This is a genomic window from Massilia sp. LXY-5 (assembly GCF_059801075.1).
In genome coordinates, this window is sequence record NZ_JBNNEH010000001.1 from 348,811 (window position 1) to 371,366 (window position 22,556).

The 22,556-nt window shown below is 64.0% G+C and carries 20 protein-coding genes and 1 pseudogene; 12 read left to right on the plus strand and 9 right to left on the minus strand.

What is annotated here, in order from left to right; all coding sequences use genetic code 11:
* Window positions 1-145 precede the first annotated feature (145 nt).
* From ACI48I_RS01585 to ACI48I_RS01630, 10 genes and pseudogenes are all read left to right on the plus strand, one after another.
* On the plus strand, window positions 146-1,099 hold the full coding sequence (locus ACI48I_RS01585) for an ABC transporter substrate-binding protein (protein ID WP_498573137.1): 954 nt from the start codon (window positions 146-148) through the stop codon (window positions 1,097-1,099).
* 9 nt (window positions 1,100-1,108) lie between these two features.
* Complete coding sequence (locus ACI48I_RS01590; RefSeq protein ID WP_193688336.1) at window positions 1,109-1,927, plus strand: ABC transporter permease; 819 nt, start codon at window positions 1,109-1,111, stop codon at window positions 1,925-1,927.
* 1 nt (window position 1,928) lies between these two features.
* Window positions 1,929-2,741 carry an ABC transporter ATP-binding protein gene (locus ACI48I_RS01595; protein ID WP_227496675.1) on the plus strand — a complete coding sequence of 271 codons (813 nt, stop codon included), beginning with the start codon at window positions 1,929-1,931 and terminating at the stop codon, window positions 2,739-2,741.
* A 65-nt stretch (window positions 2,742-2,806) separates the two neighbouring features.
* Entirely contained in the window at window positions 2,807-3,616 is an 810-nt protein-coding gene (locus ACI48I_RS01600; RefSeq protein WP_193688337.1) for a cytochrome C assembly family protein, read from the plus strand.
* Complete coding sequence (locus tag ACI48I_RS01605; RefSeq protein ID WP_193688338.1) at window positions 3,613-3,867, plus strand: PP0621 family protein; 255 nt, start codon at window positions 3,613-3,615, stop codon at window positions 3,865-3,867. Before ACI48I_RS01600 ends, ACI48I_RS01605 begins: the two co-directional genes overlap by 4 nt.
* A 3-nt stretch (window positions 3,868-3,870) precedes the next feature.
* Window positions 3,871-5,595, plus strand: coding sequence for a sensor histidine kinase (locus tag ACI48I_RS01610; RefSeq protein ID WP_193688339.1), 1,725 nt, complete (start codon window positions 3,871-3,873; stop codon window positions 5,593-5,595).
* An 11-nt stretch (window positions 5,596-5,606) separates the two neighbouring features.
* A complete protein-coding gene (locus ACI48I_RS01615) occupies window positions 5,607-7,046 on the plus strand; it encodes a sigma-54-dependent transcriptional regulator (RefSeq protein ID WP_193688340.1) in 1,440 nt (479 codons plus the stop codon).
* A 529-nt stretch (window positions 7,047-7,575) separates the two neighbouring features.
* Entirely contained in the window at window positions 7,576-10,491 is a 2,916-nt protein-coding gene (locus ACI48I_RS01620; RefSeq protein WP_498573138.1) for a ribonucleoside-diphosphate reductase subunit alpha, read from the plus strand.
* Window positions 10,492-10,577: 86 nt separating this feature from the next.
* Window positions 10,578-11,684 carry a ribonucleotide-diphosphate reductase subunit beta gene (locus ACI48I_RS01625; protein WP_193688342.1) on the plus strand — a complete coding sequence of 369 codons (1,107 nt, stop codon included), beginning with the start codon at window positions 10,578-10,580 and terminating at the stop codon, window positions 11,682-11,684.
* Between the two features lie 94 nt (window positions 11,685-11,778).
* Window positions 11,779-12,119 (plus strand): annotated as a pseudogene (locus tag ACI48I_RS01630) (ribonucleotide-diphosphate reductase subunit beta); the annotation flags it as partial.
* A 678-nt stretch (window positions 12,120-12,797) separates the two neighbouring features.
* Here the strand turns inward: ACI48I_RS01630 and ACI48I_RS01635 are convergent.
* The gene (locus ACI48I_RS01635; protein ID WP_498573139.1) at window positions 12,798-13,865 is read right to left on the minus strand and encodes a hypothetical protein; all 1,068 of its coding nucleotides are present in this window, start codon (window positions 13,863-13,865) and stop codon (window positions 12,798-12,800) included.
* Window positions 13,866-14,178: 313 nt separating this feature from the next.
* Between ACI48I_RS01635 and ACI48I_RS01640 the strand changes: the two genes are divergently transcribed.
* Window positions 14,179-14,475 carry a histone gene (locus ACI48I_RS01640; RefSeq protein ID WP_498573140.1) on the plus strand — a complete coding sequence of 99 codons (297 nt, stop codon included), beginning with the start codon at window positions 14,179-14,181 and terminating at the stop codon, window positions 14,473-14,475.
* Between the two features lie 81 nt (window positions 14,476-14,556).
* On the plus strand, window positions 14,557-15,084 hold the full coding sequence (locus tag ACI48I_RS01645; protein ID WP_498573141.1) for a YggT family protein: 528 nt from the start codon (window positions 14,557-14,559) through the stop codon (window positions 15,082-15,084).
* Window positions 15,085-15,262: 178 nt separating this feature from the next.
* Here the strand turns inward: ACI48I_RS01645 and ACI48I_RS01650 are convergent, their stop codons facing one another.
* The 8 genes from ACI48I_RS01650 to ACI48I_RS01685 form a co-directional block, all read right to left on the minus strand.
* Complete coding sequence (locus tag ACI48I_RS01650; protein WP_498573142.1) at window positions 15,263-16,204, minus strand: carbohydrate kinase family protein; 942 nt, start codon at window positions 16,202-16,204, stop codon at window positions 15,263-15,265.
* An 18-nt stretch (window positions 16,205-16,222) separates the two neighbouring features.
* Window positions 16,223-17,728, minus strand: a complete 1,506-nt coding sequence (locus ACI48I_RS01655) for a zinc-ribbon and DUF3426 domain-containing protein (RefSeq protein ID WP_498573143.1) — start codon at window positions 17,726-17,728, stop codon at window positions 16,223-16,225.
* Between the two features lie 10 nt (window positions 17,729-17,738).
* Window positions 17,739-18,695, minus strand: a complete 957-nt coding sequence (gene prmA / locus ACI48I_RS01660; RefSeq protein ID WP_498573144.1) for a 50S ribosomal protein L11 methyltransferase — start codon at window positions 18,693-18,695, stop codon at window positions 17,739-17,741.
* Window positions 18,692-20,080, minus strand: coding sequence for an acetyl-CoA carboxylase biotin carboxylase subunit (gene accC, locus ACI48I_RS01665; RefSeq protein ID WP_193688346.1), 1,389 nt, complete (start codon window positions 20,078-20,080; stop codon window positions 18,692-18,694). Before accC ends, prmA begins: the two co-directional genes overlap by 4 nt.
* A 105-nt stretch (window positions 20,081-20,185) precedes the next feature.
* A complete protein-coding gene (gene accB, locus ACI48I_RS01670; protein WP_193688347.1) occupies window positions 20,186-20,650 on the minus strand; it encodes an acetyl-CoA carboxylase biotin carboxyl carrier protein in 465 nt (154 codons plus the stop codon).
* Window positions 20,651-20,749: 99 nt separating this feature from the next.
* Entirely contained in the window at window positions 20,750-21,181 is a 432-nt protein-coding gene (aroQ, locus tag ACI48I_RS01675; protein WP_193688915.1) for a type II 3-dehydroquinate dehydratase, read from the minus strand.
* 129 nt (window positions 21,182-21,310) lie between these two features.
* Entirely contained in the window at window positions 21,311-21,883 is a 573-nt protein-coding gene (locus ACI48I_RS01680) for a TlpA family protein disulfide reductase (protein WP_498573145.1), read from the minus strand.
* Entirely contained in the window at window positions 21,880-22,512 is a 633-nt protein-coding gene (locus ACI48I_RS01685; protein WP_193688349.1) for a hypothetical protein, read from the minus strand. Before ACI48I_RS01685 ends, ACI48I_RS01680 begins: the two co-directional genes overlap by 4 nt.
* Between the last annotated feature and the right edge of the window lie 44 nt (window positions 22,513-22,556).

Consider the following 22,556-nt stretch of genomic DNA (forward strand, 5'->3'; position numbering starts at 1 on the left):
TCAAAAGCCGGCTCCGCTTTCTCTGACACATTCTGCAATCGCGGATTGTCGTTTCCTGATGGAATCACTTTGTAGGCAGGAAAGTCCGACCGATCGATGTGGAAGCACTGCATAACGGAGAAATGGCATGAGGAGAGTATTACGTATGACAAGCCTGGCCGTGCTCGTCCTGTGGGCGAGCGGCGCCCGGGCCGAGGAAGTGGTCAGGCTGGGGAACCTGAAACTGGCGCATTTCGGCGCCGTCTCCTATATCAAGGAGATCGCGCCCAGCTGCGGTATCCGGGTCGAGGAAAAGGTGTTCGCCAAGGGCCTGGACGTGATGCAGGCCATCATCGCCGGCGAACTCGATGTCGGCGCGACGGCCTCGGAGGCGGCCATTTCCGGCCGGGCCGGCGGCGCCCCGGTCGTGGTCGTCGCCGGTTTCGCGCGCGGCGGCGCGCGCCTGGTGGCACGGCCCGACCTGAAGCTGACCGGCATGGCGCAGCTCAAGGGCCGCAAGGTCGGCGTGACGCGCGGCGCGATCCAGGAGGTGCTGCTGATGGCGGAACTGGCGCGCCACAATCTGACTGCCGATGTTGCGCCCGGCAAGGACGTGCAGCTGGTCTACTTGCCCTTCGCCGACCTGAACGGGGCGCTGCTGAATAAACAGATCGACGCCATGATGCAGTCCGAACCGCAATCCTCGCAGGCGATCAACCGTGGCTTCGGCGTCGAGGTCATGAAGCCGTATGGCACCCCGATCGGCGAACCGGTGCGCACGCTGGTCATGACCGAACAGTTCTACCGCACCCGCAAGCCGCTGGCCGAAAAATTCATGCGCTGCTTCGTGCAGGCGACCAAGTCCTTCGTCGACGACAAGGCCCTGGCCTCGAAATATGTGCGCGAGGTCGTCTTCAAGGGCCAGATCTCGGCGGACGATTTCGACGACGCCATCGCCAATTCTCCCTTTTCCTACGACATCAGCGTACAGCACATCCAGGCCACGACCGACATGATGGTGAAGACCGGCGTCGGCCGCATGCGTTCGCCGCCGCGTGCGCAGGAATGGGTGCATACCGAGCTGCTTGCCGCGGCCAAGAAAAACCTGCGCATCGACTGAGGAGACGCGATGAAAACATGGAACCTGCGTGAACTGGGCATCGGCATGGTAGTGCCGCTGCTGGCCATCGCGCTCTGGCAATGGGTGGCCTGGGCGGGTCTGGTCAATCCCCAGGTGCTGCCGGCGCCCCTCGACGTCGGGCGCAAATGGGTCGAATACCTGCTGCCGCTGGCGCCCGCGGCGGACGAGGGCGGCTGGTTGAAATGGGCGCTGTCGGGCGAACTGGTGGTCGATACGATCGCCAGCCTGTACCGGGTGGTGGTGGGTTTCGCCATCGGCGCGGGTCTCGCGCTGCCGCTCGGACTGGCGATGGGCGCCAGTCCCGCCGTGTATGCCTGGTTCAATCCGCTGGTGCAGATCCTGCGCCCGATCCCGCCGATCGCCTACATCCCGCTGGCGATCCTGTGGTTCGGCCTGGGCAATCCGCCGGCCGTGTTCCTGATCGCGCTGGGCGCCTTCTTCCCGGTCCTGATGAACACGATCGCCGGCGTGCGCCAGGTCGACGGCATTTATCTGCGCGCCGCGCGCAGCCTGGGCGCCGGCCGCACCACGATGTTCGTGCGCGTGATCCTGCCGGCCGCCGTGCCCTACATCCTGTCGGGCGTAAGGATCGGCATCGGCACCGCCTTCATCGTCGTCATCGTCTCCGAGATGATCGCGGTGAACAACGGGCTCGGCTACCGCATCCTGGAAGCGCGCGAATATTTTTGGTCCGACAAGATCATCGCCGGCATGATCAGCATCGGCTTGCTGGGCCTGGCGATCGACATCGGCGTGAATCGGCTCAACAACTATCTGCTGCGCTGGCACCGCGGCCTGGAGCACTGACATGAAGATGGACACGAGAAGCGCATCCCATATCCGCATCGACGGCGTCAACAAGGAGTTCGTCAGCGGCCGGCGCCAGGTGGTGGCGCTGCAGGACATCCGGCTCGACATCCCGCAAGGCCAGTTCACCTGCCTGCTCGGCCCCTCGGGCTGCGGCAAGTCGACCCTGCTCAACGCGGTCGCCGGTTTTTCGCATCCGACCAGCGGCACGATCACGGTCGACGGCGTGCCGGTGGCGGGGCCGGGGCCGCAGCGCGGCATGGTATTCCAGGAATACGCGCTCTTTCCCTGGATGACGGTCGAGAAGAACATCGCCTTCGGTCTCGAGATCAGGCGGATGCCGAAGGAGCGCATCGCCGCCACCGTGGAGCAGTTATTGGGCATGCTGGCGCTGACGGAGTTCCGGGCGCGCTATCCGAAAGACCTGTCCGGCGGCATGCGCCAGCGGGTGGCGATCGCGCGCGTGCTGGCGCTCGATTCGCCGATCATGTTGATGGACGAGCCCTTCGGCGCCCTCGACGCGCTGACCCGCCGTAACCTGCAGGACGAGCTGCTGCGCATCTGGATGGAAACGAAGAAAACCATCCTGTTCGTCACCCACAGCATCGAGGAAGCGATCTACCTGGCCGACCGTATCGTCGTCATGACTTACCGGCCGGGCACGGTCAAGCGTGACCTCATCGTCGACTTGCCGCGCCTGCGCGACCCGGCTTCCGCCGCGTTCAACGACCTGAAACGCGAACTCGGGCAGCTCGTCATGGAAGAGCAGCAGCGCCATCACATCGATGAGCGGCGCATGGCGATCGTGGACTGAGCCGCAGCCTGGCAGGCCGGGCAGGGGCCTGCCACTCGCGTGCCCTGATGGTGTAGACTCGCGCTATGCACAACACCCTCTTTTTCGCCGCGGCCATCCTGTACGCGGCCTGCGCCCTGCTGGCCTCAAACCGGGGCGCCGTCATCTCCGGCGTCACCGCGCTGGCCTGGGCGGTGCACGGCGCCGCCCTGTGGAGCGACGCGTTCGCACCCGGCGGCCTGCGCATCGGTTTTGCCATCATGCTCTCGGCCGCGCTGTGGGTGTCGGTGGGCGCCTACTGGATCGAGAACCGGAATTTCGCCCTCGACGGCCTGCGCCGCCTGGTCATGCCCTGCGCCTGCGCCGCGGCTTTGCTGCCGCTGGTCTTCCCGGGCGCGATCATGCCGCTGCAGAACCAGTCGAGCGCCTTCGGCTGGCATGTGGCGGTCGCGGTGCTGGCCTACAGTACGCTGACGATTGCCGCCTTCCACGCGGTCCTGATGGCCTTGCAGGAAACCCGCCTGCATGCGCGCACGGTGACGGCCGGCGGCGGCTGGCTCGGCGGCGCGCTCGACCAGCTGCCGGCCTTGCTGACCATGGAAAAGCTGCTGTTCCGCCTGATCTGGATCGGTTTCGTGCTGCTCAGTCTCACGGTGCTGTCGGGCGTCGTGTTCTCGGAACAGCTGTTTGGCCGGGCGCTGCGCTGGGACCACAAGAATGTCTTCGCGCTGCTGTCGTGGATGCTGTTCGCAGCCTTGCTCGCCGGACGCTACCTGCGCGGCTGGCGCGGCAAGACGGCGCTGCGCTTCACGCTGGCCGGCTTCGCCACGCTGGCGCTGGCCTATGTCGGCAGCCGCTTCGTGCTCGAAGTCGTGCTGCATCGGGGGATCGCATGAGCCGCCTCGTCTTCTGGATCGCCCTGGCTGTCCTGATCTTCTTCGCCGTGCGCGCGAAGCTGCGCGCAGCCGTGCGCAACCAGCAGATGCACGTGCCGCCGCAGGGGCGTCCCGCCGCGGCGCCGCCGGCGGCGATCGAAGACATGACCAGCTGCGCGCACTGCGGCCTGCATTTCCCGGTCTCGGAAGCGGTACGGGCCGACGGCCGCGACTACTGCAGCCCGGCGCACGTGCCGCCTGTTGCGCACTAATTGATGACCGGCTGGCAGGTGCTGTCCACGCAATCGCGCGCGACCTTCTGGCGCTCGCTCGGGGCGCTGACCGTCACGCGCATCGTGATCGCGCTGGTGCTGATCCTGTACCTCGCCTTCGACGTGCGCGAGGGCAGTGTCCAGGCCTCCCCGGCATACGTGCGCATCTGCCTGTTCTACCTCGGCGCCGCCCTCGTGTTCGGTGCATTGAGCCTGTCCTGGCGGCGCCGCTTCACGATCCAGCTGGCGTCGCAGATCGCGGTCGACCTGGCCGTGATCTCGCTGTTGTATCTTGCCGCCGGCGGCCTGCGCAGCGGCCTCGGTATCCTGTACCTGTTCCCGCTGGCGGGCGCGGCGATCCTGGCGCCGCTGGTGCCGGCCCTGTTTTCGGCTGCGCTGGCGACCCTGTTCGTCCTGTTCGAGGCGGCCTGGCAGATGGTCAGGCGCGAAGGCGAACCGGCGCTGATGCAGGCGGGGATGTACGGCATCGCCTTTTTCGCCGTGGTCTGGCTGGTCAACCGGCTGGCGGCGCGCCTGATCGGGCAGGAAGAACTGGCGGCGCAGCGCGGCGTCGACCTGCAGGTGCAGCAGGCAATCAACGAGATCGTGATCGCGGACGTGGGCGATGGCGTGCTCGTGGTCGGGGCCGATGGACGCATCCACACGGCCAATCCCGCGGCGCGCCGCATGCTCGGCATGGACGCCGCGGCCGGCTTGCTGCTCGACGAATTGCCGGGACTCGAACCGGTGGCGCAGGCCTTCGCCACCTGGATGGGAACGGCAGCGACCCCCGCCCTGGCCGCGGTCGAGCCGGTGTCGGGGGAAGCGGGGCCGGATGCGGCCTGGGTGATCCTGAAACCCTACCAGGAAATGGCGGTTGGGGAGGCGGGCCTGCGGGCGCGGCGCGACCAGCCGGCGCACCTGAAACTGCGCTTTGCCAGCGTCGCGGCCGGCGGCGCGCTGCCGGGGCGCAGCGTGATCTTCCTGCAGGACGTCAGCGCCATCGAAAACCAGGCGCAGCAACTGAAACTGGCCTCGATGGGCCGCCTGACGGCCAGCATCGCGCACGAAGTGCGCAACCCCCTGTCGGCGATCGGCCACGCCACGGCCCTGCTGGCCGAAGACCTGCATGGCAAGGCCGAGCTGCGCTTGTTAAAGATCATCGGCGACAACGTGGCGCGCGTGAACCGCATGGTCGAGGACATCCTGCAGCTCTCGCGCAAGGCCCAGCCGTATGCGGAACCGGTGCAGCTGGCGCCGTTCCTGCTGGAGCTGAAAAACGAGTTCTGCGAAACCCAGGGCCTGCTCGATGAGATGGTCTGGCTGGGCGGCGCCGGTGCGATCGAGGTACGCTTCGACGCCCTGCACCTGAGGGAAGTGCTGGTCAATTTGCTGGGCAATGCGATCCGCTACGCCAGCCGCAAGCCGGCCAGCATCCGCATCTGGCCCGAGCTCGACGCCTTCGGCACGCTGGAGTTGCACGTGCAGGACGACGGTCCGGGCATCACGCCCGAGGTGCGCGCCCACCTGTTCGAACCGTTTTATACGACCTCCAGCAAGGGCACCGGCCTGGGGCTGTACCTGGCGCGCGAGCTGTGCCTGAACAATGGCGCTAAACTCGATTACGAGTCGCGGTTCGACACGGCGGCGCTGGGCCCGCGCAAGGCCAGCGGCCGTTTCGTCATCACCTTCGCCCAGCCGCAAGCGGCCGGCGCGAGCGCTGAGTAAAAGAGGAAAGCATGACATCACCCCGCATCCTGGTCGTCGACGACGAAGCGGACCTGCGCGAACTGCTGGAGATCACGCTCCTGAAAATGGGCCTGGACGTCGATTGCGCGGCCACGCTGCGCGAAGCCCGGCGCCTGGTCGAGGACAACCAGTACCAGCTGGTGCTGACCGACATGCGCCTGCCCGACGGGCTCGGACTGGAACTGGTGCGCGAAGTGTCGGCTAGCTCGAAGACGCCGATCGCCGTGATCACCGCCTTCGGCAGCGCCGAAAACGCGGTGGTGGCCCTGAAAGCCGGCGCTTTTGATTACGTGTCGAAACCGGTAGTGCTCGATGAGCTGCGCGTGATGGTGCGTTCGGCGCTGAAGCTGTCCGACGGTAGCGCCGCGGCTGGGGCGGGCGAGGGCACGGGCTCGCGCCTGATCGGCAATTCGCAGGCGATGCAGGCGCTGCGGGCCCAGATCGGGCGCCTGGCGCGCTCGATGGCGCCGATTGCGATCACCGGCGAGTCCGGCGCCGGCAAGGAACTGGCCGCGCGCGAAATCCACGCCCAGAGTTCGCGCGCTGCGAAACCGTTCGTGGCGGTGAACTGCGGCGCGATTCCCGAAAACCTGATGGAGTCCGAATTCTTCGGACACCGCAAGGGCGCGTTCACCGGGGCCGGGGAGGAGCGCGACGGCTTCTTCCAGGCGGCCAATGGCGGCACCCTGATGCTGGACGAGGTGGCCGATTTGCCGCTGGCGATGCAGGTCAAACTGCTGCGCGCGATCCAGGAGCGGCGCGTGCGCAAGATCGGCGCCACCAATGAGGAGCCGGTCGACGTGCGCATCATCAGCGCCACCCACAAGGACCTCGCCCGATGCGTCGAGACGGGCGTCTTCCGCCAGGATTTGTTCTATCGCCTGAACGTGATCGAGCTGGCGCTGCCGCCGCTGCGCGAGCGGCTCGACGATTTACCGGTGCTGGCCAACGGCATCCTGGCGCGCCTGGCCGGGCCTGGCGGGGCCTCGCTCGGGCCCGGCGTGCTCGATGCCTTGCGCGCCTACTCCTTCCCGGGCAACGTGCGCGAACTGGAGAACGTGCTGGAACGGGCGCTTGCCTTCGCCAATCATGGCGTGATCGAGGTCGGCGATTTATCCCTGAAAGCCGCGCGCCTGGCCGACGTGGCGCGGGTGGAACCATTGCCGGTCGTCGCCACGCCGCCGTCCCCGGCCGCGGCGCCGCCCATGCCGGCGGCCGCGCCGCTTGCGCAGGAAGTGCAGGGCCTCGGTCCGGCTTCGCTGCCGAGCAACCTGCCGGCTTACCTGGAACAGGTGGAACGCGACATCATCCAGCGCGCCCTCCAGCAGACCCAGTTCAACCGCACCAGGACCGCCAGCCTGCTCGGCATCAGCGTGCGCCAGCTGCGGTATCAAATGCAGAAGCTCGATATCCAGGCGCCGGAAAACTGAATTTTGTGTCATCGCACAACTCCGGCTTGTCAAAAAGCGTTGCCTTTTCGCCAGTGCAAAATGGTGCGCGCTGCACTGCGTTTGGGCACTGCCTTCACGCGCTGAACAAGCATTAAGCAGCAGGTTAGTGCTCACTTACCGGCCAGCGCGCATTCGAAGTCCAGCGCTCCGATGTCAAGAGTCCGGGACATAAAAAACACCTGAATTTGAAAATTTATTCACTTGCGGCTTGCGCCGGCCAAGTACTACAATTAGTCCAATGTCAAACCACGGCACTATATCTAGTAGTAGCAGGCTCAAGTGTCAAAGACCTTTTGTGTAGCAGTGGCAACAATGGCATAGTGTGCGTCTTGTTGTTCGAATTTGCTCCAAGCAAGATAAATCCATCCGCAGCAACGTTGTCCAGCCTGGTCACTCAGGCTGGCCGGGGTTCGTTTTGCTTCGTATTTTTTAGTTAATTTTTGGCTGCCCGTAACGCGGGTGATCGATAAACATAGGCGGCAGCCCGACTGCCCTTCCTGGAGGCCCCATGCAGACTTCTCAAGACATTTCCATCCACCCGCAAGCGGCACCAGGAACGGCAGCCGGCGCCAATAGCGCCGCCGAACTGGCCGCCCGCGCGGACTACCGCATCCTGCGCCGCAACGGCGCCGTCGTCCCGTTCGAGCCAAATAAAATCTCGGTCGCGATGACCAAGGCCTTCCTGGCGGTCGCCGGTGGCCAGGGCGCGGTCTCGGCCCGCATCCGCGAGCTGGTGGAAGAGCTGACCAATAACGTGGTCGCTGCCCTGATGCGCCGCCAGCCGAACGGCGGCACCTTCCACATCGAAGATGTGCAGGACCAGGTCGAACTGTCCTTGATGCGCTCGGGCGAACACGATGTCGCGCGCGCCTATGTCCTGTACCGCGCCAAGCAGATGGAAGAGCGCCGCGCCGCCAAGGAAGCCGCCGGTGCCCAGCACGTGGCCGCGCCGCAGATCCACGTGGTCGATGGCGGCCAGCGCGTGCCGCTCGACGTCAACTATGTGCACGCCCTGGTGAACGCCGCCTGCGCCGGCCTGGAAAAGCACGTCGACGCCGACGCCATCGTCGCCGAGACCCTGCGCAACCTGTACGACGGCGTGCCGGTCGAAGAGCTGCACAAGTCCGCCATCCTGGCCGCGCGCGCGCTGATGGAAACCGATCCGGCCTACAGCCAGGTCACGGCCCGCATCCTGCTGCACACGATCCGCAAGGAAGTCTTCGGCAAGGAAGTCCCGCAAGCCAAGGCTGCCGCCGAATACATCACCTATTTCCCGCAGTACGTGGCGAAAGGCATCGAGAACGAACTGCTCGACGCCGAACTGGGCAACTATGACCTCGAGCGCCTGGCAAAAGCCATCGTCGCCGACCGCGACCTGCAATTCGGCTACATCGGCCTGCAGACCCTGTACGACCGTTACTTCCTGCACGTGCGCGAAACCCGCATCGAGATGCCGCAGGCCTTCTACATGCGCGTCGCCATGGGCCTGGCCCTGCGCGAAGCGGACCGCGAAGAGCGCGCCATCGAGTTCTACAACCTGCTGTCGAGCTTTGACTTCATGAGCTCGACGCCGACCCTGTTCAACTCGGGCACCCGCCGCTCGCAGCTGTCGTCCTGCTACCTGACCACCGTCGGCGACGACCTGGAAGGTATCTACGACGCCATTAAGGAAAACGCGCTGCTGTCGAAGTTTGCCGGTGGTCTCGGTAACGACTGGACCCCGGTGCGTGCGCTCGGCTCGCGCATCAAGGGCACCAACGGCAAGTCGCAAGGCGTGGTCCCGTTCCTGAAAGTGGTCAACGATACGGCCGTGGCCGTGAACCAGGGCGGCAAGCGCAAGGGCGCGGTGTGCGCCTACCTGGAAACCTGGCACATGGACATCGAGGAATTCCTCGACCTGCGCAAGAACACCGGCGACGACCGCCGCCGCACCCACGACATGAACACGGCGAACTGGATTCCCGACCTGTTCATGAAGCGCGTGATGGAAAAGGGCTACTGGACCCTGTTCACCCCGAGCGAAACGCCGGACCTGCACGACCTGGTCGGTAAAGCCTTCGAACAAGCCTACCTGGCCTATGAGGCCAAGGCAGAGCGCGGCGAAATGCTGGTGTTCAAAAAGATCGAAGCGCTCGACCTGTGGCGCAAGATGCTGTCGATGCTGTTCGAAACCGGCCACCCATGGATCACGTTCAAGGATCCGTGCAACATCCGTTCGCCGCAGCAGCACATCGGCGTCGTGCACTCGTCGAACCTGTGCACCGAGATCACCCTGAACACCAGCGCCGACGAAATCGCGGTCTGCAACCTGGGCTCGATCAACATGCCGCAGCACATGAAGGGCGATGGCCTGGATCACGTGAAACTGCAGAAGACGATCCGCACCGCGATGCGCATGCTCGACAACGTCATCGACATCAACTACTACGCCGTCGACAAGGCGCGTAACTCGAACCTGCGCCACCGCCCGGTCGGCATGGGCATCATGGGCCACCAGGACTGCCTGCACATGATGCGTGTGCCGTTCGCCTCGGACAAGGCCGTCGAGTTCGCCGACAAGTCGATGGAAGCCGTCTGCTACTACGCCTACATGGCCTCGACCGAGCTGGCCGAAGAGCGCGGCCGTTACGAATCCTACGCCGGTTCGCTGTGGGACCGCGGCATCCTGCCGCAGGACTCGATCAAGCTGCTGGCGGAAGAGCGCGGCGGCTACCTCGAGCAGGACACGAGCGAATCGATGGACTGGACCGTGGTGCGCGAGCGTATCAAGCAGTTCGGCATGCGTAACTCGAACTGCGTGGCGATTGCCCCGACCGCGACGATCTCGAACATCATCGGCGTCTCGGCCTGCATCGAGCCGACCTTCCAGAACCTGTATGTGAAGTCGAACCTGTCCGGCGAATTCACCGAGATCAACGGCTACCTGGTGCGCGACCTGAAGGCACGCGACCTGTGGGACGAAGTCATGATCGCCGACCTGAAGTATTTCGACGGTTCGCTCAGCAAGATCGACCGCGTGCCGCAAGACCTGCGCGACATCTACGCCACGGCCTTCGAAGTCGAGCCGAAGTGGCTGGTCGAGCAGGCATCGCGCCGCCAGAAGTGGATCGACCAGGCCCAGTCGCTGAACATCTACATGGCCGGCGCCTCGGGCAAGAAGCTGGACGAGACCTATAAACTGGCCTGGCTGCGCGGCCTGAAGACGACCTACTACCTGCGCACCATCGCGGCGACGCACATGGAGAAGTCGACCACCCGCACCGGCGCGCTGAACGCGGTGCCGGTCTCGGGCGGCCTGGCGGCCGGTCATGCGGCGCCGGCAGCGGCTCCGGCGGCAGCACCTGCCCCCGTTGAAGCAGACGGCGCGGCTTGCTACCTGCGTCCGGGCGATGCCGGTTTCGACGAGTGCGAGGCGTGCCAATAAGTTGCCAATAAGCGGTCTTTAACTAATTAATCCACGCCCGGCCGAGTGCCGGGCGCAGTTGTCACAGAATTCAAGAGGAACAAATCATGCTGTCATGGGACGATGAACCAACGAGCGCCGCGCGCGCACCGCAAGCTGCTGGCCTGCCGGAAACCGTCGACGCCGCCCTGGTCGCCACCCGCGTGAACGCCGACGACAAGCGCATCATCAACGGCAAGACCGACGTCAACCAACTGGTACCCTTCAAATACAAGTGGGCCTGGGACAAGTACCTGGCCGGCTGCGCGAACCACTGGATGCCGCAGGAAGTGAACATGCAGCGCGACATCGAGCTCTGGAAGAGCCCGAACGGCCTGTCGGAAGACGAGCGCCGCCTGGTCAAGCGCAACCTCGGCTTCTTCGTGACGGCCGACTCGCTGGCCGCGAACAACATCGTGCTGGGTACCTACCGCCACATCACGGCCCCGGAATGCCGCCAGTACCTGCTGCGCCAGGCGTTTGAGGAGGCGATCCACACCCACGCCTACCAGTACATCGTCGAGTCGCTGGGACTGGATGAAAAAGAGATCTTCAACGCCTACAACGAGATCGCGTCGATCCACGACAAGGACCAGTTCCTGATTCCGTATATCAACGTGCTGACCGACCCTGATTTCAAGACCGGCACGCTGGAAGCGGACCAGACGCTGCTGAAGTCGATCATCGTCTTCGCCTGCATGATGGAAGGCCTGTTCTTCTACGTCGGCTTCACCCAGATCCTGGCGCTGGGCCGTCAAAACAAGATGACCGGCGCCGCCGAGCAGTACCAGTACATCCTGCGCGACGAGTCGATGCACGTGAACTTCGGCATCGACCTGATCAACACGATCAAGATGGAAAACCCGCTGCTGTGGACCCCGGCCTTCCGCGACGAGATCAAGGCCCTGTTCCTGGAAGCGGTAGAACTCGAATACCGCTACGCCGAAGACACCATGCCGCGCGGCGTGCTGGGCCTGAACGCGACCATGTTCAAGGGCTACCTGCGCTTCATCGCCAACCGCCGCGCCGTGCAGATCGGGCTCGATCCGCTGTTCCCGGCCGAAGAGAATCCATTCCCATGGATGAGCGAGATGATCGACCTGAAGAAGGAACGTAACTTCTTCGAGACCCGCGTGACGGAGTACCAGACGGGTGGGGCGCTGAACTGGGATTGATTCCAGCTGCTCTATATAGATGTCGAGAAGCCCGGTGAAAAATCATCGGGCTTTTTTTATGCGCTAACCTAGACCGAACCTGACTCCACGTAGCGACTTGATCAACACGATCAAGATGGATAACCCGCTGCTGTGGCCCCCGGCCTTCCGGGACAAGATCAAGACCCTGTTCCTGGAAGCCGTCAACTTCCATACCGCTACGCCGAAGACACCAAGCCGCGCGGCCTGCTGGGCCTGAACGCGACCATGTTCAAGGGCTACCTGCGCTTCATCGCGAATCGCCGCGCCGTGCAGATCGGGCTCGATCCGCTGTTCCCGGCCGAAGAGAATCCATTCCCATGGATGAGCGAGATGATCGACCTGAAGAAGGAACGTAGCTTCTTCGAGACGCGCGTGACGGAGTACCAGACGGGTGGGGCGCTGAACTGGGATTGATTCCAGCTGCTCTATATAGATGTCGAGAAGCCCGGTGAAAAATCACCGGGCTTTTTTTATGCGCGTGCGCCGTCGGGGCGCGTCACGATGCCGAATGTCTGGCGTCCGTGACGGTCAAAGCAGATAAATCGTCTCGACTTGGCGCGCGTCCTTCGTTGGCCGGCCGAAGCAGGTCCATTTCAAGGGAGGCCTGATGGAATCAGGCGCGCTTTGAAATGAAGCGGCGCGGCGCGCGCTGAAGTTCCCGCACGGGGTTTGTTGTAGTCGTAGCGAAGAAGTGAATTTACGCGTGCGCGGGTTGCGGAGTGACAAGGTTTTCGTGTACTTTACGTGATTGAATTTGTCAAAACGTGAACATGGCCTTTTTCGCATGCTCGCAGGCAGACAAAACCGATTGAAAAAGGGAGTCGAAACAGCCTCGGCAAGCGCAGCAAATGCGGCGCGAAATGAGCTTCGAGACTTCCGTAATGGGACGCTGATTCAAGCCAGCATGCACATAAGCGTAACGAAAAGAACAAGCCGCACTGCCTGATCCTTTTCAGGCAAGGCGGCTTTTTCTTTTCGTGCTCGTAAGGGCAGCGATGTGAAAGCGCAGCTAAGTAATGGATGGGTGTCCCGACGTCGTTGGCTGAAGCGCTGCAATTGTGAGGAGTTGCAGCAGTTCAGCTGGTGCCGGATTCATTGGCAGTAACCCAAACGGTTTATGCCGATGAATAACCCGCCCGGCCATCCGGACGGACGGGTTTCAACCTTGTAGCGTATTTTCTCATCGCAGAGAAGGAGAACTAAAATGGCAACAGCAGCGAAGAAACCAGCAGCAAAACCGGCAGCGAAATCGGCCGCCGCAGAGAAACCAGCCGCCAAGTCGGCAGCGAAGACGACGGCCAAAGCGGCCGCCAAGCCTGCTGCCAAACCGGCAGCAAAAGCTGCATCGAAGACTCCGGCAAAAGCTGCCGCAAAACCAGCGGCGAAGGCCGCTGCAAAGCCAGCAGCAAAACCAGCAGCGAAGAAAGCCGCCGCCAAGCCGGCAGCCAAGCCGGCTGCAAAGAAAGCCGCCGCTAAACCGGCAGCCAAGCCAGCTGCCAAGAAAGCCGCTGCCAAGCCGGCAGCCAAGCCGGCTGCAAAGAAAGCCGCCGCCAAACCGGCAGCCAAGCCAGCCGCAAAGAAAGCCGCTGCTAAATCCGCCGCCAAGCCAGTAGCAAAAGCAGCTGCCACCAAGTCGGCAGCCAAGCCAGCGGCCAAGAAGACCGCTACCAAAGCCGTAGCCAAGCCAGCCGCCAAGACCGCAGCCAAGTCGGCAGCCAAGCCGGCAGCGAAGAAGACCGCGACCAAAGCCGCGGCCAAGCCAGCTGCCAAGAAAACCGCGACCAAAGCAGCAGCCAAGCCTGCCGCCAAGACCGCAACCAAGTCGGCAGCCAAGCCAGCAGCGAAGAAGACCGCAACCAAAGCAGCAGCCAAGCCAGCAGCCAAAAAGACTGCAGCCGCCAAGCCGGTAGCAAAAGCAGCAGCGACCAAGTCGGCAGCCAAGGGGGCGTCTGCAAAGACGTCCGCGAAGAGCGCAGCCAAGGCACCGGCGAAGACCGCTGCCAAGGCGCCAGCCAAGTCCGCAGCGAAGACCGCTGCCAAAGCACCAGCCAAGTCGGCATCGAAGGGTCCGGCCAAGGCACCGGCGAAGACCGTCGCCAAGACCGCAGCCAAGGCACCAGCCAAGACTGCAGCCAAAGCATCAGCCAAGAGCGCTGCCAAGGGGACGGCTGCGAAGCCGTCCGCGAAAGCCGCTGCCACGAAGGCGCCGGTCAAGTCAGCCGCTAAGACTGCCACCCCAGCTCCAGCCAAGGCTGCTGCTACCAAGACCGCCGCTACCAAGACCGCAGCGCCAGCTCCGGCCAAAGCAGCAGCGACCAAGCCAGCCGCTACCAAGACCGCAGCATCCGCTCCGGCCAAAGCAGCAGCGACCAAGCCAGCCGCTACCAAGACCGCAGCATCCGCTCCGGCCAAAGCAGCAGCGACCAAGCCAGCCGCCAAGCCAGCTGCCAAAGCTGAAGCCAAGCCCGAAGCCATGAAGGCCGAAGCCAAGCCGGAAGCAGCGAAAGCCGAAGCCAAGCCGGAAGCAGCCAAGGCCGAAGCCAAGCGGGAAGCCGCCGCAGCACCTGCGGTGAAGGCGGAAGCCAAGCCGGAAGCGGCAGCCAAGCCAGCAGCCAAGAAAGCCGCTGCGAAGAAGCCGGCGGCCAAGGAAACGGAAGCCAAGCCAGCCCAGGCAGCAGGCGAAGCCAAGCCGGCCGCACCGGCACCAGCGGCGAAGACCGTGCTGGCACCGGCAGCCGCCTGGCCGTTCCCGACCAGCAGCCGTCCGTAATCCCGGGTCTGGCCCGCTTTAGGGCAAAATACCGCTGTGTGAACCGTTCACACAGCGGTTTTTTTATTTCAAGGAGTTCTCGTGCTGTCCATTCTTCAGTTGATCGTCGATACCATTGCCACTGTGCTGGGCGGGGTGCTCCTGTTGCGCTTCTGGATGCAGGCCATCCGCGTGCGTCCGCCAGCCTCGGTGGCGCAGTTCACCTTCACGCTGAGCGACTGGCTCGTGAAACCCCTGCGCCGCATCGTGCCGGGGGCAGGCGGCTACGACTGGGCAAGCCTGATCGGCGCCTTCCTGGTGGTGCTGCTGGCGACCTCGATCCTGTTCATCGTCGGGGCGTCGGTGGAGCAGGTGCTGCTGCTGGCGCTGGGGCGCTTCGTGAAGTGGATCATCTACGGTTTCATCGCGCTCCTGATCATCGAGGCGATCTTCAGCTGGGTCAATCCGCATGCGCCGCTGGCGCCGTTCGTGCATGCGCTGAACGATCCGCTGCTGCGGCCGATCCGCAAGGTGGTGCCGCCGATCGGCGGGCTGGATTTGTCGGTGCTGGTGGCGGTGCTGCTGCTGCAGATTGCGCTGTATTTGCTGAGGACTGTGGTGCCGATTTGATTGGGTAGTACGGATGTGAAAACGGGCAGCCTGGCTGCCCGTTTTTTTTTGGCTTCGCTTGAGGGCGTAACGCGTGGGCTCGGGGAGCCCGGTGAACCCGTCATTGAGGACATTGTCCTCAATGACCCCTACAGTGCGCATCCGCCAACAGTGTATGCCGGCGGTTGTACCCTTTTAATTATTTGAAGCGGTAGCCGAAGGCGGCTTCGAATTTATTGGCGATCTCGGCCGGAGTAAAACTGTGGTTCTGGCCGCCCTGGTGGGCGATCTTGATGGAGCCGAGCAGGCTGGCGATGCGGCCGGTGGTCGGCCAGTCGTAGCCTTGCGCGATGCCGTACAGGAGGCCGGCGCGGTAGGCGTCGCCGCAGCCGGTCGGGTCGACCACGGCGGTGGCCGGCACGGCCGGGATGTCGTGGCGCTCGCCGCCGGCGTAGATCTCGGAACCCTTTTCGCCGCGGGTGACGATCAGCGCCTCCAGGCGCGCGGCGATCTGTTCGAGCGAGAGGCCGGTGCGGTCCATCACCATCTCGAATTCGTAGTCGTTCGCGGCCAGGTAGGTGGCCTGCTCGATGAAGGTCAGCAGTTCTTCGCCGCTGAACATCGGCAGCTGCTGGCCCGGGTCGAACATGAAGGGCAGGCCCTGGGCGGCGCAGTCGCGCGCGTGCTTGAGCATGCCGTCGCGGCCGTCCGGGGCGATGATCGCCACGCGCAGCGGGCCCTGGTCGGCGACGTTGTTCTCGTGCGAGAACTGCATCGCGCCCGGGTGGAAGGCGTTGATCTGGTTGTTGTCCTGGTCGGCAGTGACGAAGCACTGGGCCGTGTAGGCGTCCTGGATGGTCTTGATGGCACGCGTCTTGATGCCGAAGTTGCGCAGGCGCTCGAGGTAGTCGGCGCCGTCCTGGCCGAGGGTGGCCATGATCAGGGGCTCGCCGCCGAGCAGCTTCAGGTTATAGGCGATGTTCGCCGAGCAGCCGCCGTATTCGGTGCGCAGGGTCGGTACCAGGAAGGAGACGTTCACGCGGTGCAGCTGGTCGGCCAGCAGGGTCTCGGCGAAACGGCCGTGGTATTGCATGATCTTGTCGAATGCGAGCGATCCGCAGATCAGGGTAGCTTGGGTCATGTGAGGTCCAACGTCAATTCAGGGGTAGAAGACGGCAATGTGGTAGCCGGAAGGTTTCAGGTCCTCCACGCGGAAGTGGAGTTTGATCGCGTGTTCGGCGCGCGGCGCGATGCCGTTCGCGGCCGGGGTGTCGGCGGCGAGATAATCCCTGGGGCCGAATACGCGGCGCACCAGCGGTTTGTCGTTGGCGTCGGTCAGCGCCAGTTCCAGGCTCGGCCAGGCCTGGGCCGTGGTGCCGGCGTTGCGCAGCTCGGTGGTGAAGGAATAGACGCCGCCGCCGAGCGTCGTCAGTTCGCCCGTTTCGATGGCGAGGTTGTCGATCTGGGCCGGCAGTTCGACGCGGCAGCCGAAGACGGCGCAGCTGGAGACGAGGGCCGGTTTCGCGGCCGGGAAGCGGGCGGCGAGGGCGTTGCGGAAGTTCAGTACCCCTTGCACGAACAGGAGGATCAACAGGGCGATGGCGGCGGCGACCAGCGCGATCTTGCGCGCGCGCCCGTTCTGCTCCTGCTGGCGGCCGCGCTTGACGAACTCCGGCTCGTCGATCTCGGCCGCGCGCAGTTTCGGTTGCGCTTCGATGCGGGTGGGCGTGAGCTTCGAACGGCGCGCGGCGGCCTTTTCGGCACGCTTGGCGGCCGGCGTGCGCGCAATCGGCGGCACATGGGCGGCGGCGGGCGGCGTGACCACGCTGGCAGTCGATTCGCGCATCAGCAGCGGCGGCGCGTCGTCGGCGGGAACGTTGGCGCGTGGCGCGGGCGCAGCCGGTTCCAGTTCCGGTTCGTGGCCGGGCAGGGGCGCGGCGACCAGTTCTTCGTCGACCGGCAGGCCGAAGGCGGGCTCGATGCGGCCGGCGTGCTGCGGGACGAGCGGCTCAGGCTCCGCTTGCGCTTCGAGGACGGGTTCGGCCGCGTCGTCGGGCTGCGGCGCAAGGGCGGCCGGCTCCGGCGCGGCGGGCGGTGTCGCCTCCGCAACCGGCTCCGGGTTCTTCAACAGCTGCGACCAGGGCGGCATGACCGGCTGGACGGGCTCCTCGTCGATCACGGGTTCTTCGGGTGCGGACCCGGACGCCTCGACCGCGACCGCGTCGGGCACGGGCGTTTCCACTTCAGGCGCCGCGGGTGCATCGACTTTCGGCAGGATCCCGAACGGATCGAAGGTATGGTCGAAGTCGAGCGTGTAGACCGGCTGGTCCTCGAAACGCGGTAGCTCGACCGCCATGTCCAGCGGCGCGAGCGCTTCGTCGTCAGCCAGGGACTCCTCCTCAAGGGCAGGCGCAGGCTCGGGTTCGGGTTCGGATATGGGGGCGGGTTCGACGACGGCAGCGGGCGCCGTGTCGGGAGAGGGCAGATCAGGCTTGGCAGCCACCGGCGCCTTGGCCGGCAGCGCATCGAGGTCCACCAGGGTGGCGCTGCCGTCGAAGATCTCCTGGCAGGAGCCGCAACGGACAATGCCCCCACGCAGCTTGAGTTGGTCCGAGGCGACCCGGAACATCGTGCCGCAATGGGGGCATTGGGTGGCAAGCGCCATGCCGGGCTCCTTAACCGTTGGTAGTGGAGCGCGCGGCCGGTACCGTATCCTGGCCGAGCGTCCCGTGAAGGGCAACCCAGCCGTCCTGCTCGGCCCAGACGCCCAGCTTGATGAAAGGTGCGTAGGCGGCGGCCACTTCGTCGGCCTGGCGCGCCAGCACGCCCGAGAGCACCAGCGAACCGCCAGGCGCCACGCGGCCCGACAACATCGGCGCCATCAGCTTCAATGGGCTCGACAGGATGTTGGCCACGACGATGTCGAACTTGCCATTTGCATGGCGCTCGTTCGACGAGGCGGCAAATGCGTCCGGCACGTAGAAATCGATTTCGCAGTTGTTACGCTCGGCATTCGCACGCGCCGATTCGATCGCCTGCGGATCGATGTCGACCCCGGCCACGTCGCCGGCGGCCAGCTTCTTGGCGACCATCGCCAGGATGCCGGAACCGCAGCCGTAGTCCAGGACGCTCTTGCCCGGTGCCGGATGGGCTTCCAGCCACTCCATGCACAGGCGGGTGGTCGGATGGCTGCCGGTGCCAAACGCCAGGCCTGGATCGAGTTCGAGAATGAGCCCGTTCGGGTCCGGCGCTTCGTGCCAGCTCGGCACGACCCAGATGTTGGTGCCGATGTGGATCGGCTCGAATTGCGACTGCGTCAGGCGTACCCAGTCGGCATCGGCCACCGCGCGGGTGGAAAACGCCGGCACGGTAGTGAGCCCGATGGCGGCCGCTGCTTCGGCGACGATGGCCTGTTGGTCAGCGTCGATGTCAGTCAGGGCCACGACACGGCTGTGATCCCAGGCCGCCTCGGTCGGCTCCATGCCAGGTTCGCCGAACAGCGGCTTTTCCTGGTCGGTGCCTTCGTCGGCATCTTCCACCGAAACCGACAGCGCGCCCGCTTCCATCAAGGCGTCGGACAGGCTTTCCGCGTGCTCGCGTGCGATTTCGATGATGACTTCGGTCCAGCTCATGCGTCAGCCTTGTTTTCCGGGGCCACGACAACCTTGGTGTCGGGGCGATTCGCCAGCTTCTGCTCCAGGTAATGGATGTTGGTGCCGCCTTCGATGAAGCGGGCATCGACCATCAGTTCGCGGTGCAGCTGGATGTTGGTCAAAATACCCTCAACCACCATTTCCGACAACGCAATTTGCATGCGGCGGATTGCTTGCTCACGAGTAGCACCGTAGGAAATTACCTTGCCGATCATCGAGTCGTAATGAGGTGGCACATAGTAGCCCGCATACGAGTGCGAATCGACACGGATGCCGGGACCGCCCGGCGGGTGCCAGCCGGTGATGCGGCCAGGGGACGGCGTAAACTTGAATGGGTCTTCCGCATTGATGCGGCATTCGATCGCGTGGCCGGCCAGCATGATGTCGCGCTGGCGGAAACGCAGCTTCTCGCCGCAGGCGATGCGGATCTGTTCCTGCACGATGTCGATGCCGGTGATCATTTCGGTGACCGGATGTTCGACCTGGACGCGGGTGTTCATTTCGATGAAATAGAACTCGCCGTTTTCATACAGGAATTCGAAGGTACCGGCGCCGCGGTAGCCGATCTTGCGGCAGGCTTCGGCGCAGCGGTCGCCGATCTTCTCGATCAGCTTGCGCGGGATGCCCGGTGCCGGCGCTTCCTCGATCACCTTCTGGTGGCGGCGCTGCATCGAGCAGTCGCGTTCGCCCAGCCAGACGGCGTTTTTGTGTTCGTCGGCGAGGATCTGGATTTCCACGTGGCGCGGATTCTCCAGGTACTTCTCCATATAGACTTCCGGATTGCCGAAGGCGGTACCGGCTTCGGTCTTGGTCATCGCCACGGCGTTGAGCAGGGCCGCTTCGGTGTGGACCACGCGCATGCCGCGCCCGCCGCCGCCGCCGGCAGCTTTGATGATGACCGGATAGCCAACCTTGCGGGCGGTCTGGATGATTTCCTTCGGATCGTCAGGCAGGGCGCCATCCGAACCCGGCACGCAAGGCACGCCGGCGCGGATCATCGCCTGCTTGGCCGAGACCTTGTCGCCCATCAGGCGGATCGAATCGGAACGCGGGCCGATGAAGACGAAGCCCGATTTTTCCACGCGCTCGGCGAAGTCGGCGTTTTCCGACAGGAAGCCGTAGCCGGGGTGGATCGCTTCGGCGTCCGTCACTTCGGCGGCGCTGATAATCGCCGGCATGTTCAGGTAGCTCAGCGCGGACTGGGCCGGGCCGATGCAGACGGACTCGTCGGCCAGCTTCACATACTTGGCGTCCTTGTCGGCTTCGGAGTGGACGACCACCGTCTTGATGCCCATTTCGCGGCATGCGCGCTGGATACGCAGCGCGATTTCACCACGATTGGCGATAAGAATTTTTTCAAACATGGTTAGCTTCGGAGTGTGAGAGAGCCGGCGTCGTGCGCCGGCCTGGGTTCGGGATCATGCGGCCGGAACGATGTCACGGCCGGGCGGCGCAGCGAAAGCCGAAACTTAGCCGATCACGAACAGTGGCTGGCCGAATTCGACCGGCTGGCCATTTTCCACCAGGATCTTGGTCACCACGCCGGAGACATCGGCGTCGATTTCGTTCAGGAGTTTCATTGCCTCGATGATGCAGAGGGTGTCGCCTTCCTTGATGTTGGTGCCGACTTCGACGAACGCAGCGGCGCCCGGAGCGGACGAACGGTAGAAGGTGCCGACCATCGGCGACTTGACGACGTGACCAGTTTCAACGGCAACGGCCGGTGCTGCAGGCGCGGCCGGGGCAGCAGGAGCGGCGGCTGGGGCGGGCGCCGAATATTGCTGCATGCCGGACGGCATCATGACCATCTGGCCTTGGGGCGCGGCGGACGACTTGACGATGCGAACCTTGCTTTCGCCTTCTGTCACTTCGAGTTCAGCGATGTCCGATTCGGCGACGAGGTCGATCAAAGTCTTGAGTTTACGTAGATCCATGTGAAACCCCTTGGAATTATTGTGGTATTAAGAGAGTAAAACAGCGCGCCAAAAGAGGGCGCAGCCGAAGATGATGCATGAAGTTACTTGAGATTAACGCTATTTGAGCGCGAAGTCGATGGCATACCGGTATCCGTCGATGCCGAGCCCGCAGATGGTGCCGCGGGCCAGCGCCGACAGGTAGGAATGGTGGCGGAATTCTTCGCGCTGATAAATATTTGAGATATGGACCTCAATGAACGGGATCGCCACCGCAGCAAACGCATCGCGCAAGGCCACGCTCGTGTGGGTCAGCCCGCCAGGATTGATGACGATCGCGTCCACGCCTTCGCTACGGGCGGCGTGGATGCGGTCGATCAGCGCACCTTCGTGGTTGCTCTGAAAGCAGGAAAGCGACCCGCCCGCTGCGATGGCCTGGGCCGTCGCAGCGCTTTCGATGTCGGCCAGCGTTGCCGCGCCATACACCGCAGGCTCGCGGGTTCCCAATAAATTCAGATTGGGACCGTTGAGCAGCAGTAGCTTTTTCGCCATTATTTTGTAGAGTCTATGCTCGAAAGTGACGCATTTTGCCGCCAACGTCAGCTATTGGCAAGCGATAAAATTCTCCGTGGATAACAACCACTTGCGCGGAGATCGGAAAAGAACGACCGTTCGCGAGCTCTACAGTGCCGCGAGGTCGGCCTTCAACTCGTCGAATTTCAGCTTGCCGAGGTAGGTCTTCCTTACCTGGCCGTCCGCGCCGATGAGTACCGTGAAGGGCAGGCCGCCATTCGTATTACCGAAGGCGCGCGACAGTTCCGTGCCGCCCATGCCGCCCACATACAGCGGGTACTTGATGTTGTGCTTGGCCGCAAATTCGCTCATGGCCAAGGGCGAATCGATGCCGAGGCCGATGACATTGAAGCGCTTGCCGGCCTCTTCGTTGGCGAGGGCCGACAGCTCGGGCATTTCCTGCACGCAGGGTCCGCACCAGGTGGCCCAGAAATTGACGAGCAGGGGTTTGCCTTTCCACTGAGACAGGGACTGCGGCTTGCCCGCCAGGTCGTTCAGGGTTTGCGCATATAAGTGAGTGGAGGCGGTGTGCGCTGGGCCGCCGCCGTCCGGCGTACCGGTCGGGGCGATGCTGGTCGTCAGCGGAGCTGGCACCGGCTTCGTTTTGCTGCCGAACACAACGCCAAGGGCGCAAAAAATCGCTGCCACGGCCGCCACGGCGGCCATCTTTTTATTCTTCATTCGTCCTGTTCCAGGGATTCGTCGGTAGACATCAGGGCGCGCAGGCCGGCCGCGTCGACACGCTGCAGGCGGCCATCGCCCCGGGGTTTCAGTGCGCCGCGCAGATCGTGAAAATCGTAGAGCTCGGCATGCACCGCTTCCTTATGCCACAGGAAGCTCACCGTTTCAACGGGATCGTGTCTGGCGCCCTTAAAGTGGGGCGTTTCCGAGATATCTATATTGACGTTGCGGTTCAACAGATAAATCTCGACCTCTTTCGCGCTGTCGGCGAACAGTTGCAGGTGGATGTCGTCGTGCTCGCCGGCCGTGCCGTTCAGCACGGCCCCTGTCAGGTAAGGGCGGAACTCGGCCAGCGCATCCATCACTTGCAAGGCCGTTTCGCGCAGCGCCTGCAGGCGTTCGGCGTGGGCCGCGCCGCCGAACAGGGTCAAATAGCGCCGTACTTCCTCTTCGATCTCGCCGTTGTCCGGCATCAGGTTCGGCTGGGGCTGGTCCACACCCAGCACTTGCCGGGCGGCCTTTTTGCGTGCCGTGGGGTAGTCGGCGCCGTCTTGCGCGATCATGCGCGCAGCCGTCGCGGCGATCTGCGCACGCAGCTGCTGAAGGTCATTATTCTGGGTTGGCATCATGACCTCGATCATACTCTTGAACGGAAAATGGCATCGCGTCGGGT

What these genes read in the sequence shown, in the direction of transcription:
- prmA (WP_498573144.1), bottom strand. Translation starts at nt 18,695, where the DNA reads ATGAGCTGGACCGAAGTCATCATCGAAATCGCACGCGAGCACGCGGAA.
- ACI48I_RS01590 (WP_193688336.1), top strand. Translation starts at nt 1,109, where the DNA reads ATGAAAACATGGAACCTGCGTGAACTGGGCATCGGCATGGTAGTGCCG.
- ACI48I_RS01615 (WP_193688340.1), top strand. Translation starts at nt 5,607, where the DNA reads ATGACATCACCCCGCATCCTGGTCGTCGACGACGAAGCGGACCTGCGC.
- ACI48I_RS01650 (WP_498573142.1), bottom strand. Translation starts at nt 16,204, where the DNA reads ATGACCCAAGCTACCCTGATCTGCGGATCGCTCGCATTCGACAAGATC.
- aroQ (WP_193688915.1), bottom strand. Translation starts at nt 21,181, where the DNA reads ATGGCGAAAAAGCTACTGCTGCTCAACGGTCCCAATCTGAATTTATTG.
- ACI48I_RS01625 (WP_193688342.1), top strand. Translation starts at nt 10,578, where the DNA reads ATGCTGTCATGGGACGATGAACCAACGAGCGCCGCGCGCGCACCGCAA.
- ACI48I_RS01620 (WP_498573138.1), top strand. Translation starts at nt 7,576, where the DNA reads ATGCAGACTTCTCAAGACATTTCCATCCACCCGCAAGCGGCACCAGGA.
- ACI48I_RS01595 (WP_227496675.1), top strand. Translation starts at nt 1,929, where the DNA reads ATGAAGATGGACACGAGAAGCGCATCCCATATCCGCATCGACGGCGTC.
- ACI48I_RS01640 (WP_498573140.1), top strand. Translation starts at nt 14,179, where the DNA reads ATGAAGGCCGAAGCCAAGCCGGAAGCAGCGAAAGCCGAAGCCAAGCCG.
- ACI48I_RS01600 (WP_193688337.1), top strand. Translation starts at nt 2,807, where the DNA reads ATGCACAACACCCTCTTTTTCGCCGCGGCCATCCTGTACGCGGCCTGC.
- ACI48I_RS01685 (WP_193688349.1), bottom strand. Translation starts at nt 22,512, where the DNA reads ATGATGCCAACCCAGAATAATGACCTTCAGCAGCTGCGTGCGCAGATC.
- accC (WP_193688346.1), bottom strand. Translation starts at nt 20,080, where the DNA reads ATGTTTGAAAAAATTCTTATCGCCAATCGTGGTGAAATCGCGCTGCGT.
- accB (WP_193688347.1), bottom strand. Translation starts at nt 20,650, where the DNA reads ATGGATCTACGTAAACTCAAGACTTTGATCGACCTCGTCGCCGAATCG.
- ACI48I_RS01605 (WP_193688338.1), top strand. Translation starts at nt 3,613, where the DNA reads ATGAGCCGCCTCGTCTTCTGGATCGCCCTGGCTGTCCTGATCTTCTTC.
- ACI48I_RS01610 (WP_193688339.1), top strand. Translation starts at nt 3,871, where the DNA reads ATGACCGGCTGGCAGGTGCTGTCCACGCAATCGCGCGCGACCTTCTGG.
- ACI48I_RS01680 (WP_498573145.1), bottom strand. Translation starts at nt 21,883, where the DNA reads ATGAAGAATAAAAAGATGGCCGCCGTGGCGGCCGTGGCAGCGATTTTT.
- ACI48I_RS01585 (WP_498573137.1), top strand. Translation starts at nt 146, where the DNA reads ATGACAAGCCTGGCCGTGCTCGTCCTGTGGGCGAGCGGCGCCCGGGCC.
- ACI48I_RS01655 (WP_498573143.1), bottom strand. Translation starts at nt 17,728, where the DNA reads ATGGCGCTTGCCACCCAATGCCCCCATTGCGGCACGATGTTCCGGGTC.